This window comes from Stenotrophobium rhamnosiphilum (assembly GCF_003052265.1).
GTDB classification, from domain to species: domain Bacteria; phylum Pseudomonadota; class Gammaproteobacteria; order Nevskiales; family Nevskiaceae; genus Stenotrophobium; species Stenotrophobium rhamnosiphilum.
Window position 1 is genome coordinate 1 of sequence record NZ_QANS01000002.1, and the last position, 16,966, is coordinate 16,966.

The window sequence follows — 16,966 nt, forward strand, 5'->3', positions numbered from 1 at the left end:
GCGTGGCGCGGAATTTGTCGGACAGATCATTGCGCTGCTCAGAAATCGAGTCGACGCGCTTCTGCGATTCGGCAGACGCCACCATCCAACGATTGCTCTCTGCGGAGACATCAGAGACCTTGGCAGCGTGGGCTGGCATTACTGAAAGCAACGATGCAGTTACGCATCCTGCTACTAATAAATGCCGCAGGCTGAGTGTTGTTGGAATATGAAGCGCAACAGTCAGGGATTGGGTTAATTTCATTTAATTCACCTTGAGACAAAGGCCGTGATGATTTCTAGCGTCGGCGGATACTAAGTAACGGCGGCTGCAATACGGCCCCCCCCATTTGGGAGGGCACCAGAAAAACCTGTGTAAACCTTGGGTTAGACATACAGACACTGACCGGAAGGTCAGTTTTTAACCGGGTCAAATTCATGTGTGTTAAGCCGATTCAATGCTCGCGACTAGCTCGAAAGCTTCGCGCTCACCAAAGCGACCGTGCGTCAAAGCGTTCGAGCCCTTTGAATAGGAAAGATTGCCATCAACTGCTGCAAGCATATTCATTGCTGCGACACCGGACGATAGTCGGCACCAACACCATTGTCACGAATGATTTCCTTATAAGCCGGAACGGCCGCAGTTGGAATGCGCTTGAGTGTCGGATCCTTGAGCACATTCACCGTATAGAGACCGAAGCGCGGCGTGTAACTGCCCCACTCAAAATTATCAGTGAGTGACCAAACCATATAACCGATCACATTGACGCCATCAGCGCGAGCTCGCTGCGTCCAGTAAACGGTATCGCGCAGCGCATCTTCACGCTTCACGCCGTCTGGGCGTGGCTTCCCGTCTTGCGTGCCCATACCGATTTCAGCGATGAGGATGGGCTTAGTCGGATACTTTTTTTGCAGGTGCTTGAGCGCACGGTATAAACCAGCGGGCTCAGGTGGCCAGAGCCAATTCGCTTGTTGAGTAAGACCCTTCAAGCCCTCGATCAAATCGGAGAAGTAATAGTCGACGGCGATCACATCACACTTGTCCACGATGCGATCCAGAAATACCCAATCGCTAAACCGGTTCATGGATGAACCGCCATAACGGTCTCCCGTCCAGGCAATGTTTGAGGTCACCATCGCTGTGGCATCAAGCTGATGGATCAAGTCGTAGACCTTGCCATGCGCAATCACCAAGTTGTCGCGTACACGACCCGTCTCACTCAAGCTCAATTTATGCAGCGCTGCCTGTCCACCGATATACCCAATCGCTTCATTGAAAGTGATCCACATATGGACATCCTTGTGGTATCGCTTCGCGATCAACTCGGCATACGCCACGAAAGCCTCGCCTGTTTTCGGATTGGTCCACCCACCTTGATCGGATGCCCAACCCGGATAGTCAAAATGATCCAACGTAACGAGTGGAGCAATACCCGCTTGCTTCAGCGACAGAATCAAATCGTCGTAGTACGCGAGTTCCGCTTCGTCGATCTGCCCTTGCTTAGGTTCGACTCGCGCCCAGTTAATACCGACGCGATACGTGTTCACTCCCAAATCACGGGCGAGTGCTACGTCTTCACGATAGCGATGACGAAAATCGACAGAATTGCCGTAGCGATCTTGTTTTTTATCCGTGACGTTTAAACGACTCCACTCACTGTCGAGTTGACCACCCTCGGCCTGAAAAGCAGACGTCGACACACCCCACATGAAGTTGGTGGGCAAGCTCTGCGCTGCTGTAACTGGAATTGCGGCTGGTCCTTGCAGGCACCACGCAAGCCACACTAGCAACGCAATCGTCAGGGCAAGCAGAATCTTTCGCGACGTACGCATTTTGGATAGATAGGCATTAATCGACATGGCATTACTGACCAAATCGACCCATCAGTCTCAACGTCACAGCGCGAGGCTGAATGTAATAAGTCTCAACCGCTGTAGTGATTGGAGTTACAGCAGAAGTAAATTGATTGGTGGTGCCGCGCTCGTTGGTGATGTTATTCACGTTGAGCGAAACCTCAGGCAGCCATGGGACGTTCGGGTTTGCCAAGCTGAGCTGCGCATCCCACTGGCGATAGCCGAAAATTGGAATATGTTGCGGAAGATTGGTGACTGCACGACCCAAATAGGTATGCGTTGCTGAAGCGCCAACTCGCCAATCTGACAGCGCGGTGAAATACGACAAGGTCGTCGCTGTTTGCCATTTTGGGGACAAAGGCCAGGCACTACCCGGTGCAACCTGAGTGCCGTTGGAAGTAGTGAATTCCTCAGTCGTCGTCGTCTTCGTGTAGCCTGCAGCGACGCTCAGTTTGAGTCCTTCAATTGGCGGCAGATATTCGAATGTTGCTTCAGCGCCGACACTCTTCACACCACCAACGTTATCGATATAAACCGTGAGGCCAGAGGCATCGCCTTCAACCGTTTGCGGCTCTTTCCATTTTTCGAGGAAGCCAGTGAAATCGAAGCGCAGCGTGTTATCAAACCATTGCGTACGAATACCGCCTTCATAATTCCAGATCGTGTCGGACTTGAACAAGATCGGTGCTGGCGTTTGCGATACCGGTGTCGACAGGCCCGCCTGCAAGCCACCAACACGGAAGCCCTTTGAAACTGCGACATATCCAAGAATGTCGTCCGTGGCATGCCAAACCAACGACGCCTTCGGATTGAAGCCACGCTCTTTCACCTCTCCCTCAAGGAGGTGCTCCGGGTTTTGATAGAAAGCGAGAATGACTAAGCCACCCTGACGATTGGTACCACCCGAAGTAGTCTTGTACAAACGACCGCCAATGCTGGCCTCAAAATCTTCGAGGAAGGTGTAGGTCACATCTCCAAACAACGCTAGCTCTTTAACTTCGACCTTAATATCTTCAGCCGCGAGTCGTGGGTCTCCGCTTGCTGAGAACAAATCGCCGAGGCCGGGTATCACGCCATTCAGAATCGGAATCAACGGCGTAATCGGGAGAGACAGACCACCCAGAGGAATATTCAATATCTGCGCGATGTCCTGCTTAAAGAATGAAGCACCGCCAATCCAACGCCATGCAGAGTCCGACCCGGCTGGTGAGCTCAGGCGCAATTCCTGCGTGTAGGTTTTGGAAGCCGATATATATTCTTGGGCAGCAATTGGGATTGGCGACTGCGGCACAAATCTCGCTGTGGCATCAAAGAAATTGTGGCCATCTTTTGTAACGTAAGCGCTTTCAGAAATCAGATCGGCCCAATCGAAAGAGTAACGCAGCGACAAGTTGGCTAGATCGTATGAAGTGTTGTTGTAACTCAAGCGCGGACGATTATTAGTCTTGAGGTCACCGTCGGTATTGTCAGCAAGACCCGGCTCGTTTCTTTTAGTTTCTTGTTGGGCATAAGTAAATGCCACTGCAGAATTGTCAGAGGGATGCCAATCGAGCATCGCGCGAATTCCATTCTGATCGAGATTGTTGGCGTCTTTAATCCCTAGCTTCTGATTATCAATATAGCCAGGTGATTCGCGTTTGAAACCCATCACGCGGATAGCTGCCGTTTCACCTAGAGGAGCATTGACCGCAGCACCATAACTGGGAGCCTGCGAACCATCGCTGATGCGGGTGTACTGCCCAAAATATTTCACTTGGAAAACGCCCAATTGAGGCGCCGTCGGAACATAACGCACAGCGCCGTTGAGCGCAGAAGCTCCGAACAAGGTTCCTTGTGGCCCTTTCAGAACTTCGACACTCGCCATATCAAAAGGGTTTGGATCCAACGCAACAAACGGCACATAGGCGTCAGTGAATGACACGTTACCAAAAAGGATGCCGGTGGTTGAGCTGGTAGCAATATCCGATGCAATACCGCGGATCGTAATGCGCGGCGGGCTATCACCTGTCGAAGTGATGTTGACGCCGGGAACCAGCTTGATGAAGTCCTCAGCACTTTGCGCGCCGCTGCGTTCAAGGTCTTCACCTGAAAGTGCGGTAATGCTTGCGGGAATATCACGCAGGTACAGTGCCTGCTTGGTGGCTGTAACCACAATTTCTTCTAGAGAAGCTGAAGACTTTCTTACGCCATTCGCAGCGACTGAGCCCTTTGCAGGGAGATCAACCGGAATAGTAGCCAATGTTTCTGGCTGTGTTTCTGACTGCGCTGCCGGCTCAGCAGTCGGAGCCGCTGCATCGTTGTTTGTTGCTACTGGCGCTGACTCTGCAGTTGGAGCTGTTGTCGCATCAGGGGGCGACTCTGGCGCTGACAGGAGTTGATCGAGTTCCAAAAAATCAGCGCTATTGTCCTTCTGAGTAGACGGTTGCGAACTGTTAGCAGCTGCGTCGTCAGCGATGGCGACTGACGATGCAAATTGCATGGTGACGGCCAGCACGATGCTCACGCTCTTTCTTGAAAAGAGTTCGTCCTTAAACATTTTCATACGCACAGGAAATCGATGCATCTCTCACTCCGTTAACGCTTATGTAATCACTCAATTCTTGATTGAGTGTCGTCGCCATACCATCAGCGATCTGTTGTGGAATGAGCATAAACTATTATGAAATGCATTTCAAAGTTTGCTAATTAGCGGATCAGATCAGCGGCTTTACGGCAAAGCGCCAGCATCACTATTTGAGCTTATAAATTCACGTTTTTTGGCATTTTTACCTACGCAACATGGACTTATAGCTACTTTCTCGACGTTATAATTTTTGATGCACTGCACAACACAATCAGCTCATCCTCCAATTTGCTTTTCTGTGAAATCGTTTTCATAATCGTTTCAAGAATAGGAGAGGGGAATATAAATATGAGTCTGCCATCAGGTTATGGATGGAAGCTGCGTTTGGCGTTTAACGCCGCCATTTTGATGAGAAAGCTTGGGCTTTATCCAAACTATGACGCAGTCGCGAAGTGGCCTGCTGCCAAACGTAAAGCGCTAAAGCCAGCAAACTGGGCAACGTTTCCTCCGCCGGCATCAGTAAAGATGAATCGCGAGACGATTGCCAGCCGCGGTGGGCCAATGGAAGTGAAGTGGTTCCGCACAAAACCTGATCAGGCACCATCGATTCTATTTATTCACGGTGGCGGCTGGGTCGTCGGTGGCTTGGATTCGCTAGATTATCTGTGCAGCAATCTTTGCGACCGTCTTGGCGTCGCTGTTGTTGCCGTGGACTATCGACTAGCACCCGATCATAAATTTCCCTCTGGACTAGAGGATTGCTATGACGCTCTGAAATGGGTCGCTGCACAAGCACCGGGCCCCGTCACTGTCATCGGCGATAGCGCTGGCGGCAACCTCAGCGCTGCGCTTTGCATACTTGCGCGCGACAGCGGCGGACCTGCCATTGCACACCAGACGCTGATCTATCCGGCCTTGGACTTGATGATGGAATCACAATCACTGATCACCAATGCAGATGGCCTCGCTTCACGTGATGATTTGGCGATGGTGGCTGGATTTTACCTAGGCGATCATGATCCTCGCGATCCTCTGGTTTCGCCTATTCATGCAAAGAATCTTCGCGATCTCCCACCCGCATTCATCGTCACGGCAGATTGCGATCTGCTGCGCGATGATGGCCCGCGTTACGCCGAGTGTCTGCGCGCCGCTGGCGTACGAGTCCGTTACGAAAATTATCCAAACATGCCACACGCATTCTTGTCGCAGCCAAAGCTGTGCCCGGGTGCCGCTGGTGCACTGACCGACATCATCGAAGAGATGCGACCACATCTTCAGTCGCAGGTCATTTCATGAGCGATAAAAAAACGCTGAAAGGATTTCGCCTACGAGCGCTGTTCGGATTCACCAAATTGTTAGCGAAATTTGGAATCGTCGGCAACGTCGGACAAGTCACGTCTCAACCGATTGAAAAGCGCAAGGCCAACAAGGCCGCCGGATGGACAACCTTCCCTCTGCCCGCAGATGTCACGATGACTTATGACACCATCACGGCGCGTTCTGGCCCAATGGTGATCAAGAAATATCTGCCACCTAAACTCAATCCAGATTGCCCACGCGCGTTGTTCTTGCACGGCGGCGGCTGGATCACCGGCGGCGTCGACACGCTTGATCATCTCTGCGCGAATCTCAGCCGTACGGCGCAATGTCTTGTTGTCTCGGCGGACTATCGACTCGCCCCAGAGACGCCCTTCCCCGGCGCACTCGAAGATTGTTGTGACGCCCTCAACTGGATTGCCACTGACACTACATTGAGCCCTGCGCTTGCCAATGGCGTGGTCGTGGTTGGCGAAAGCGCCGGCGCAAATCTGGCCGCTGCACTGTGTGTTCTCAATGAACGTAGAGGCGGGCCTGCAATCCGTCACCAGACGCTGATCTATCCCGCAGTAGACGCAACACTCAACTACGCCTCAATGGATGAACTCGGAACGCCGGGATTCGACCGAATGGCCATCTCAGCCTTGATCGAACTTTATCGCGGTACGACTCCAGCGACTGACCCGTTGATATCGCCACTCTTTGCAGAGAACCACGCGAAGCTACCCCCTGCGCTAATCATCACAGCCGATCTTGATCCCGCACGTGACGACGGTGAGCGCTACGCCCGCACCCTTGCAGACGCGGGCGTCTTCACTAAATACGTCAACTATGAAGGCATGCCCCACGGCTTCTTCTTCACCCCACGCATCTGTTCTGCAGCGGCAGAAGGTGTGGCGGAAATCAGCGCCACGATCGTAGCGCTATCTAAGAACAAGCGTCCCTAGCACTCATGAAACGCATGGACGTCGTGAGAAGCCGCAGAAAACCTATAGAATTCCGCCCAAATATTTGCGTGCATCACTGGCAGGTTTAGCAAGATGAAAACGAAAACACGAGCCAAGAACATGGGAGACATCGCGGTATTAGCGAATGTCTCCAAACCAACCGTGTCTCGCGCATTGCGAGACAGCCCGCTCGTGACCGCTGAAACCAAAGCGCTCGTACTTGAAATTGCACGCAAGCACGGCTACGCAGTCAATCGCAATGCTCAAAAGCTGCGCGACAAACGCACTAATACAATCGCTGTCGTTGCTGACTTCAAGTCATTTCCAGGCAGCCGCCTCGCCGATCCTTTCAGCTTCGAACTTCTGGCCGACGTTGCTCAAGCACTCTCCTTGCGCAGTCAGGATTTATTGCTGTGCGCGCCCGCCGAAGAAAGCCACGAAACCTATCAAACACTTCTGGCTTCAAGACACGCTGACGGCATCATATTTTTAGGCCAAGGCCAACGTGATCCGATGTTGCGGCAGCTAGCCAAAACCGATGCTGCGTTCGTGGTCTGGGGCGCGGTGGCACAAGATCAACCGTATTGTGCAGTTGGCGGCGCCAACGTTCGCGGTGGCGAACTGGTCGGCGCTCGTTTCGCTGAAAGCAAACGTCGCAGAGCCGTGTTCATCGGCGGTAGCGATGAGCACTTGGAAATGAAACAGCGTCGACTCGGCTTTGAGAAAGCGTTGCTCGCAAAGCAACCGTCAGCAAGCGTTGGACACATTGTTGTTTCAAATTTCTCCTACGAGTCAGCGCTCGCCGCGATGGTGGCTTACCTCGATGGCAAAAATAAGAACGAATACCCAGACGCCATCTTTGCAGCCAGCGACACGATTGCGATGGCCGTATACAAAGCACTGCGTGATCGCGGCCTCAGCGTTCCCAAGGATGTTTCAGTGATTGGTTACAACGATAACCCTCATGCGGCTTGGTGCAGCCCGTCGTTGACGACCATTCGTCAGGACACTCGCCAAGCAGGTTCGCTGTTAGTCGAACAGCTGATGATGATGCTGGAAGGCCGCAAGCCGCAGTCCATCATGATTCCGGCCGAACTGATCGTCCGAGAGTCTTAGCGGAAACACCCTAAATAATTTTCATCCTAAAATCTTATGCATTCGAAATGATATCGATTGCATCTTAAGGCTTTCCCAGATAACAAGCAGAATCAACGACCTATTCCGATGCCCAACTTTAGTCACCCAATGCCAGAAATTTTGGCCGCAATTAAAAGCGAGATGCAGAACGCATCGTCGCCAGAAAGGCACGCGCTTGGACGCTGATTTCGAATTTGAATGGAGCCTCTCGGATCCACGCGTCTTAGGCAACGACGGCAGAGCCGAGATCATGAGCCGCAGCGCTGTTGCACGCGCGCGATTGGGGCGCACGCGCTATCCGGACATTCCCTCTGTTGATCAGCTTCATCTGGCTGAGGCTGCACCTGCCCCGCTGCGTCCGCAGCTAAAGCCATCGCCTGGACTTGCCAGCCCTTTGATTGAAGAAGCGCGCAAGCTCAATGTGCATCCAGATTTTAAATATCTGTCGGATCTTCAACTCAAAAACACGCATCAGGATCACGAATACTGGAAACAGGAGTTCGCTCGCGTTTCAGCCGGCAATAATCTCGAAGAACGACGCGCTGTTCTTAAAAAATATATTGAATGCGCTTATGAACCAGAACCTGTGTTTGCCCCTGCAGACACTGAACTGGTCAAACCTAAGTGGACGCTGACGCATCCAAACTCATCGACGCGGGATGCCTTCGCATACATCGAGAGTCACTGGGGCCTGCTCGTAAAATCCAGCGTCTCTGAAAGTGGCGGATCACTGATTCAGAACCAGTATCCGTTCCTGATTCCAGCTGGACGCTTCCGTGAGTCTTATTACTGGGATACCTGCTTCGGCGTTGATGGTCTACTCGCGAGTGGCCGCTGTGAGCTTGCTCGTATGCAAGCCGACAATCTTCTGGAGAATATCCGCCGCTTTGGATTTATTCCCAATGGAAGCCGCGACTATTACCTGAGTCGCTCACAGGTTCCCTTGTCAGCCAGCATGATCAGGAAGATTGTTGAAGCGAGTCATCTCGAGTATTCCAATAGCAACGACACCGCTGGCTCGTCACGACTTCTGCGTTGGGTGCGTGAACGTGCAGTACCGTTGTTGGAGCGCGAATTCCTCGATTTCTGGTCTGACTCAACGACCCGCTTTGATGCCGCCACTGGCCTGCATCATCACTGGGACGAACTCAACATCAAGCGACCCGAGCGTTTCTCTGCGGATATCGAAGATCACCTGGGCGCAAGCTTTCGCGATGTCCGCGCCAGTGCAGAATCCGGATTGGATTTCACAGATATTTGTCGCGGAAAATCTGGCAAAAACGAAAGCTCACAGTTTGCTTCAGTACTGCTTAACGCAGTGCTTTGCGGATTTATCCGCGATCTTGCATGGCTTGCTGGCTTCGCAAAAATGGAGTCCAAGCAGAAAACATTCTTGGCCTTGCAGGAACAGCGCTGCACTGCACTGAATAAGTATCTGTGGGATGACGTTGGCGGAGCCTATCGCCACTATCATCTGAAAGACAAAACTCAGAGCGAAGGTCTGTGCTTTACAACGTATGCACCGCTTTACGCACGCGCCTGCACTCCTGCTCAAGCGGCCCGCGTTGTTGAAGCTGCGCGCGTACTGGAATCCAATGGCGGCATTTGTGCATCAACGCTGCGCGAATCATCGCATCAATGGGATGGCCCTAATGGCTGGGCACCTGCACAGATGCTTGCAGTGGAAGGTCTTCTGAACTACGGCTATGTCGATGATGCTCGTCGCATTGCTGAAAAATGGATTTCAACCTTAAGCGCTGTTCATAGCGATCATCAGCAATTCTTTGAACGTGTGGATGTTGATACACGAGCGCTGCCTAGCGAAGGCTACGACAAGTACCCTGTGCAAGAAGGCTTTCTGTGGACCAATGCGAGCTTTGTGTGGATGCTTTCCACCGTCATGGCAAAGCAATTTGAACCGATAGATCTTGCAGCAGAAAACGGATAAGCACTGAGTGAATAATTCCAATACCTCGCTGCGTGACAGCAAATTATCTCTAGGTCTCAAGCTCGAGTATGGCCTTGGCGCCTCGCTCGATGCGGTCGTGAATACCGCGCTGAACATCTTTCTGCTGTTTTACGCGACGACGGCCTGCGGACTTTCGCCGGGATTGGCCGGCGGCGCACTCGGCCTTGCTCTGGTCGTAGATGCTATCGCTGAGCCTCTCATTGCTTTGTACTCAGACAACTTTCATTCACGCTGGGGCCGTCGCCTGCCCTTCATGTTGTTCGCAACCCCGATGGTCATGATTGGCATGGTACTGCTGTTCTCGCTGCCCAATACAGACAATCAACTGCTGCTGTTTAGTTCACTGTTTGTCAGCGGCGTACTGCTGCGAGTATCACTGTCGATCTTCAATCTGCCTTATCTTGCGGCAGGGGCGGAATTTACCGACGACCAAGCAGAGCGCGCCAGCATTATTACGCTGCGTTGGGTGATCGGAATGATTGCAGCCTTCGTCACAATTGCAATCGGCTTTAGTGTGTTCTTCAAAATCGAAGGCAGCATCGCGCATCGCGAACAATACGCACCGTTCGCAATGACCTTGTCAGCCATCATCCTGGTGGCAGCGATCCTGTCGATGCACGCTGTGCGACGCACACTTGCGCGGCAACACGTCACTGCTGCGATTCGCGGAAGCTTGTTCTCGACGATTGCTGAAGATATGCGTGAACTAGTCCGCAGCCACAGCTTCTGCATCTTGTTTGGTGTCGCTTTGCTATTTTCGACAGCCCAAGGCGTCACTCAAACTTTAGGCCTGCACGCCAATACCTTCTTCTGGCACTTGAACACTGAACAGACCCAACTCACAACGTTGGCTCTGGGCCTCGGCTTGATTCTGGGCGCACCGTTCGCTGGCCCTGTGATATCAAGACTTGAAAATAAAACCGCAGTCGTCATCGGTCTGTGCGGCATCATCCTGATGCAGGCTTCGCCTGCAATCTTGAAGCTTGCAGGCATTCTGACACTACAAGGACAAGCTTTGGCCCTGACGATTGCCACCGTCAATGTGCTCGGCGGCATGGTGACTACTGTTGCTGCAATCGCGTTGCTAACAATGATTACCAATGCAGCCGACGAACATGAGCATCGCTTTGGCGTTCGTCGCGAAGGCTCGTACTTTGCGGGCTGGTCATTCGCCTGCAAAGCGGCGAGCGGTCTGGGAACCTTGGTATCAGGTCTTGCGCTACAAGCGATCAACTTTCCCGTAGAGCAGAGCAAAGAGTTGGGCGTGAAAATGGTATTGCCAGAATCCACCAGCAACGCTCTAGGATTTTTCTATGGTCCAGGCGCCGCTGTTTTTACTTTGCTTGCGGCGTTGTTACTCATAGCCTTTCACCTCGACCGTAAAGCTCATGCGGCAATCATGGTGGACCTGCAGGCAAGACGCGCCAAGGCGCTGGCTGAATAGAGCCACATCACACTTGTCATCCCGAGCACAGCGAGGGATCTTGCTTCTACTTGTTGAGTGAGCAAAGGCAAGATTCCTCACTGCGCTCGGAATGACAAAGACGACTACTAAAGCGTACGCGCGATGAGTTCCTTCATGATCTCGTTAGTGCCGCCATAAATGCGCTGCGCACGGCTATCGATGTACGCACGAGCAATCGGATACTCCAGCATGTAGCCATTGCCACCATGTAGCTGCAGACACTCATCAATCACGGTGTCGACCAATTCGCTGCACCAAAGCTTCGCAATCGCTGAATCATCTGCACCCAGTTGCTTGTTCAAAAGCAACTCAAGACAACGATCAACATAGACACGCCCGATCACGAGCTGCGCCTTAATGTCGGCCAGCTTGAATCGGGTGTTCTGATAAGACGCGACAGGCTTACCGAATACCTTGCGGTTCTGCGTGTACTCAATCGTATGCTGCAGCGCAGCTTCACCCGTCGCAATCGATGTGATCGCAATGATCAAACGCTCCCAAGCCAGTTCCTGCATCAAGGCAATAAAACCTGAACCAGCTTTACCCAGCAGATTTTCTTTAGGGACCCGTACGTTTTCGAAGAATAGCTCGCAAGTATCCTGCGCCTTCATACCAATTTTCTTCAGTGGCTTGCCCTTGGTGAAACCGGGCGAGTTTGCTTTCACCAGCAATAGAGAAAGGTCTTTCGAACCTTCGCCGCTGTTGCCGGTACGAACAACCACGACAACGAGATCAGACAAATAGCCGTTCGTAATAAACGTCTTCGAGCCATTGAGAATGTAGTGATCCCCATCTTCAATAGCCGTTGTTCTGATCGCTTGTAGATCAGAGCCCGTGCCGGGTTCAGTCATTGCGATGGCGCCGACCAATTCACCCGTCGCCATACGCGGCAGCCATTGCAGCTTTTGTTGTTCGTTTGCGAAGTTATTAATGTAGTTGGCGACGATGTCGCTGTGCAGCATGAAGCCGCTGCCGGTTACGCCGGCACGCGCCATTTCTTCGATCATGGCAACGCTGTATAGACGATCAGCGCCTGCACCGCCGTAGGCCTCATCCATTGTCACGCAGAGGAATCCTAGTTCGCCTGCGCGATTCCAGATGGCACGATCAACGCACTGCTGTTCTTCCCAGCGTTCGTGATGTGGAACCATTTCTTCATCGACGAAACGTCGGAAGGTACGGCGGAAATCTTCGTGTTCAGGGGTAAATAAGGATCTTGGAATCATCGCAGTTTCTCTCTAAGTAACTAGAGTGAAACTCTAGCGATATCGAGCTGCCCTTCCCCCTCCCATCTAGGCCAGTATTAGCTGCTTTGAGCGCGCGCTTTTGATAGCGCATCCTCGCGCGAGGTCGCGCCCAGTTTGCTGTAGATGTTCTTCAGGTGCCATTTCACCGTGCCTGGTGATACGTCGAGGCCACGCGCAATGCTCTTGATGGAGAGCGCTTTGCCAAGAAGATCAAACACTTCTCGCTCGCGTGTCGACAGAAGTTCAATTTGCCCTTTGTCTACAACTACAGACTTGGGAACAACCTTCGGCCCGCTGATACTGCGTGTCGTCGATTCCAGATACTCAGCAATTGCGGCGTTAGGTTTTTTCGCGCGCAGCAGCTGGATCAATGGCTGTGCATATTCACCGAACTCAGAAAGCGTTCGTAGCATGCCCAATTCGCATGCAAGCTTAACGGCTTCGTAGCCTGTCTCTATCGCCTCGTCTTCTTTGTTACTGCGTAAAAGAATGAGGGACCGCATCATGCCTAGTCGGGCTATCCACAGTTGTCGGCGATGATCACGCGCGGCGGCAGCTGCAATATCAATTGCCTCAAGGCATTCATCAGCCTCAGCCTGATCAAAGGCAACGATAGCCCTCGCCAACAAATTAGCGAAAACTACTTCCCCACGCGAACTGTGTTTTTCATCGCGATAACGCACCGCCAATCCAGCCATTCGTCTTTGCAAATCGACGGTCGCCGCTACATTGCCTACAAATAATGCAATCCGGAGCTGTTCATACAAACTCCAAGCAACGACACGATCCAACTGCTGGCGATAGCCGTATTCCTCTATTCGCTTCAAGGTCTCGTTGGCAACTTCGCGTTGACCATCAAGAAACTGGAGACGTGCCCGCACGCGACCTGCGTACAACACACCGTCAGCCGAACCCATCGCTTCAATAAGGTCACTGTGTTGCGCGAGAATATTGCGCGCTTGCGTCAACTCGCCGGCCTGATAATAGACTTCCAACAAATAACCCAAAAACATACCCGCAGCATCAGCACCAAAAGCGGTGGTTCGCAGTGCTTCATTCAAATATGGAGATAGCGATGACACCGCCAAATGCACATTGCCTTCAATCAAATGGCTGTAGCCCGGAACAACATCGACCAAAGGCTTGGGATAATTGGGCCGTGCTGGAATCTCATGGCGATGGCGTAAACGTGCGACCTCTCTCGCACGTTCAAATTCATCAGCCTGCACAAACGACATGCTCGCGATATTGAATAGGATCAGTGCATGAAATGGATTTGTCGGTGGTGCCGCACTCAGCATCGGCTCGACAATGGCGATGGAGGCAGCCGTGTCTTCTACGCGCATCGCGCGATAAGCCTTCAACAGCTGCAGCTCAATACCCAATTCGAGCCGCATCAGGCCCGGGTGGGTTTCGATGTCCGCCACAGTGCGATCAAACTCTTCGACGCGGCTACATGACAACTGCGCCCACGCCGCACACAACAAAGTATTGAGTCGCGTACGCAGACGTTCACGCGGAACCACCTCGCACCACTTCAGGAACTGAAGAAAGTTTGCACCGTTGATCATTCCGCGCGCCGCGCGATCAATTAGCTCAACGACGAAGTCAGGATCGTCCCCAGCCTGTGCATGACGCATAGCTTCAACGTGCAGATTCTTACCCGCGAACCAATGTCCTGCGAGCTGGTGCAGCTTTCGCCTTGCGCTCTCGTCATAACGCTCAAGACGGGCATTCAGGAATTGTGCGAACAGTCGGTGAAAGCGATACCAAGGCTCGGGGTCGCTGGTCTCGATTGGAATCAAGAACAGATTTTCAGTTTCGAACTTATTTAGAAACTCAGCGGAGCGTGGATTGCCGCTCAACACTTCGCATAGCTCGCGATTGAAACGTCGGCAAGCTGAGATACGCGTCAGAAAGTCCAGCTCTTCTTCCGACAGATGCTCAATGACCGCCTGTTCCAGATAGGCGCTGATCGATTCTTCTTGTGACAGTGAAAGTTTGCCTTGTCGCTCAAACCACTCTTGCGGAACTTTCTGTTTGCGTAGAGAGAAGGCCAGTAGCTGTAAACCAGCTGCCCAGCCGTCTGTGATGTCGTGCAGTGTGTGCACTTGTTCTTGCGTCAATTGAGTCAAGCCCTGCGCAATGACAAATCGGCGTGTCTCTTCTATATCGAAACGTAACTCATCAAAACGCAATTGCGTGATCTGGTCTGCCGCTTGCAGTTGCCCCAATGCCAAGGGCGGTCGCACACGCGTGCCGAGTACCAAATGCATATTGGGCGGCGCGACAGTCAACCAACGATCAATCAGCTTCAGAACGCTGAACGAAGAAATATAGTGAAAATCGTCGATGACGAAATAGACTTCATGCGGATGCGCCTGAATGTCATTGACCAATGAAGCAACCAGGGGCTTCCAAGCCTTGCCGCCTGAGCGCGCATAAAGAGGTAGTGCCTCTTCGTTGATCTTGATTCCAGCTTGGCGAAAGCTTTCGTTGATATAGGCGCCAATATGTACATCGTCGTCATCAGCACTGACGTTGTACCAAGCGACGGTGGCTCCTTGAAGGAATAATTCTTTGCGCCACTGCGTGAGCAAAGTGGTCTTGCCGCAGCCTGCTGGACCTACAACCAAAGTCAGCTTGCGTTCGCGCCCTGCCGATAATATTTGAACCAGCGCTTCACGATTGACCGGCGACTGACCAACGCGTGGAGGCGCTAGCTTGGTGCGGATCAGCGGAAGTTCGCTCTGGCTCATGACGGCAGAGAAATCAGTGGAATAAGCGTGTCAGCAGCATACGCCAGATACCGCTTTGCAGCGTCATACGAAATCCGGCCTTCGCATGTTCCCGAAGACCGGATAAGTCTGAATCAAGGACTCACACACGCGTAACTGCTCTCGACATTCTTATCGCCTTTTCCGTCCCAGCGTGAGACTTGCGGATAAACACAGAGCTTGCGCGTGAATACAACGTGCGCTTGGTCGAGCGGAACGAAGAGCGACTTCAAGGGATTGCTGTAATCGTACTTAACGGCAGCAACTGGGCCCGGCACGCGACCGCTTTCGCGCCAAGATTCCAGCGTGATATTGATGTTCTTGGCGGGATCGGTTTCGCCGTTGGCAATCAACTGTCCGAAAGTATTGGCGCCGGGACCCGCAAAGCAATGCTGCAAGCCGGGCACCATATACAGACGCACAAACTTATCGGCCTCTTCCTTGCCCATACGTTCACGAACTTTTTCGTAATAGTTGATCGTCACGCCTGGAGGCAATGCCGGGTCATTCCAGCCGTGATACATGATCAGCTTGCCGCCACGCGCGGCGAAACGCGATAGATCAGGATCTTCAGCATCCAACACTTCATGCAGATGTTTGTGCAACTGCTCACGAGCCACTTCGAGGTCGAATTGCTTGAAGCTCCAAGACGGATCACCGGAAACCAGATAGCGGTAGTACTCCTCAAAGAAAACAATTTCTTTAGCCTTACCCGGACCGCTGCCCGAGAACCAATTCTCCCAGCCAAGGTCACCACCCAACTCAGCGCCGGGCATGAAGCCTAGATGCTTGCCATCCATGCCAGAATAAATTGCCTTGAGGCCCTGTATTTGTGGCGCCGTCAGACAAGAATCGGTCTCCTTGCCAGCACACAGCAAAACGGTTGGATCAAATTTGCAAGATTGCGGCTCGCCGATCACACCATCTGTGACACCATCAGACGCATCGCAAGCCTTCAACGTCGCAGCTGCAATCGCTGAAATCTTATCTTTAGAAATATACGCACCTGGTTTGGCCAATTGCTGTTGCAACCAACCCCAATTCAACAATCCACCGCTCGGATTGACCGCAGGCGCGCCAGCCATGATGGCGTCGTAATCTTCGGGATAACGCTGCGCTTCCATCAAGCCTTGGCGACCGCCGTTCGAGCAACTGCCGAAGTAAGAATACTTTGGCCCTTCGCCGTGATAAGCCTTGATCAGTTGCTTGGCGATAACCGTGGTTTCGTGAATCGCGCGGCTACCGTAGTCGCGGATTTTTTCAGGATGATTCAGCGCCCAGCGACCATCATCATCTTTGGCTTCATGGCCAGTGTCAGTAGCTGCAACGGCGTAACCCTGTTGCAGCGTCGCAACCAGGATCATTTTCTGAATGGATCCAGCAAGGCCGCCATTGCCGAGACCTTGGAGTTTTCCATTCCAGTCTTTCGTCGGAATCCACACTTCAGACTTGATCAGAGAATCTGGTGTAGGCGTCAGTTCAAGTGAAACACGGCAGGACGGCGGAACCTTGAAGAACGGCGAGCCGACAAACATACCGAAGAAGGAGAATTTCTTGCCGCCGGAAACATTGTCGACTGACGTCACTCGAGCCTTATCGAGTTTGAGGCCGAGCAGACGCTCACAAGGATCATCGGCGGCCTTGCTTGCACATCCGACGCTGAAGGCTGCGGCAATGATTGCAGTGACGATGCAAGCGAATTTCATCTTCA

At 52.5% G+C, this 16,966-nt stretch carries 12 protein-coding genes; 5 read left to right on the forward strand and 7 right to left on the reverse strand.

Annotated features, from left to right (window positions below; translation table 11 throughout):
* The 4 genes from CJD38_RS18340 to CJD38_RS03925 all read right to left on the reverse strand — a co-directional run.
* Positions 1-244 (reverse strand): DUF3450 domain-containing protein (locus tag CJD38_RS18340; protein WP_146165914.1); only part of this gene is annotated, 244 nt, incomplete at its 3' end.
* A gap of 180 nt (positions 245-424) precedes the next feature.
* Positions 425-547: a hypothetical protein gene (locus CJD38_RS18755; protein WP_276307779.1), complete on the reverse strand. Its 123-nt coding sequence runs from the start codon at positions 545-547 to the stop codon at positions 425-427.
* Positions 544-1,839: a glycoside hydrolase family 1 protein gene (locus tag CJD38_RS03920; protein WP_107939028.1), complete on the reverse strand. Its 1,296-nt coding sequence runs from the start codon at positions 1,837-1,839 to the stop codon at positions 544-546. The genes CJD38_RS18755 and CJD38_RS03920 overlap by 4 nt, the downstream gene beginning before the upstream one ends.
* 4 nt (positions 1,840-1,843) lie before the next feature.
* The gene (locus tag CJD38_RS03925) at positions 1,844-4,396 is read right to left on the reverse strand and encodes a TonB-dependent receptor (RefSeq protein WP_107939029.1); all 2,553 of its coding nucleotides are present in this window, start codon (positions 4,394-4,396) and stop codon (positions 1,844-1,846) included.
* Positions 4,397-4,744: 348 nt separating this feature from the next.
* On the opposite strand from CJD38_RS03925, the gene CJD38_RS03930 reads away from it, so the two are divergent.
* From CJD38_RS03930 to CJD38_RS03950, 5 genes are all read left to right on the forward strand, one after another.
* Positions 4,745-5,692, forward strand: a complete 948-nt coding sequence (locus CJD38_RS03930; RefSeq protein ID WP_107939030.1) for an alpha/beta hydrolase — start codon at positions 4,745-4,747, stop codon at positions 5,690-5,692.
* Complete coding sequence (locus CJD38_RS03935) at positions 5,689-6,660, forward strand: alpha/beta hydrolase (RefSeq protein ID WP_107939031.1); 972 nt, start codon at positions 5,689-5,691, stop codon at positions 6,658-6,660. The genes CJD38_RS03930 and CJD38_RS03935 overlap by 4 nt, the downstream gene beginning before the upstream one ends.
* 93 nt (positions 6,661-6,753) lie before the next feature.
* A complete protein-coding gene (locus CJD38_RS03940) occupies positions 6,754-7,776 on the forward strand; it encodes a LacI family DNA-binding transcriptional regulator (RefSeq protein ID WP_107939032.1) in 1,023 nt (340 codons plus the stop codon).
* Between the two features lie 271 nt (positions 7,777-8,047).
* On the forward strand, positions 8,048-9,745 hold the full coding sequence (locus CJD38_RS03945; RefSeq protein WP_146165915.1) for a trehalase family glycosidase: 1,698 nt from the start codon (positions 8,048-8,050) through the stop codon (positions 9,743-9,745).
* Positions 9,746-9,752: 7 nt separating this feature from the next.
* Positions 9,753-11,210, forward strand: a complete 1,458-nt coding sequence (locus CJD38_RS03950) for an MFS transporter (protein ID WP_107939034.1) — start codon at positions 9,753-9,755, stop codon at positions 11,208-11,210.
* Between the two features lie 107 nt (positions 11,211-11,317).
* Here CJD38_RS03950 and CJD38_RS03955 read toward each other — a convergent pair whose 3' ends face one another.
* From CJD38_RS03955 to CJD38_RS03965, 3 genes are all read right to left on the reverse strand, one after another.
* The gene (locus CJD38_RS03955) at positions 11,318-12,457 is read right to left on the reverse strand and encodes an acyl-CoA dehydrogenase family protein (protein WP_107939035.1); all 1,140 of its coding nucleotides are present in this window, start codon (positions 12,455-12,457) and stop codon (positions 11,318-11,320) included.
* Between the two features lie 77 nt (positions 12,458-12,534).
* Complete coding sequence (locus tag CJD38_RS03960; RefSeq protein WP_107939036.1) at positions 12,535-15,237, reverse strand: winged helix-turn-helix domain-containing protein; 2,703 nt, start codon at positions 15,235-15,237, stop codon at positions 12,535-12,537.
* Between the two features lie 113 nt (positions 15,238-15,350).
* The gene (locus tag CJD38_RS03965) at positions 15,351-16,961 is read right to left on the reverse strand and encodes a tannase/feruloyl esterase family alpha/beta hydrolase (protein ID WP_107939037.1); all 1,611 of its coding nucleotides are present in this window, start codon (positions 16,959-16,961) and stop codon (positions 15,351-15,353) included.
* Between the last annotated feature and the right edge of the window lie 5 nt (positions 16,962-16,966).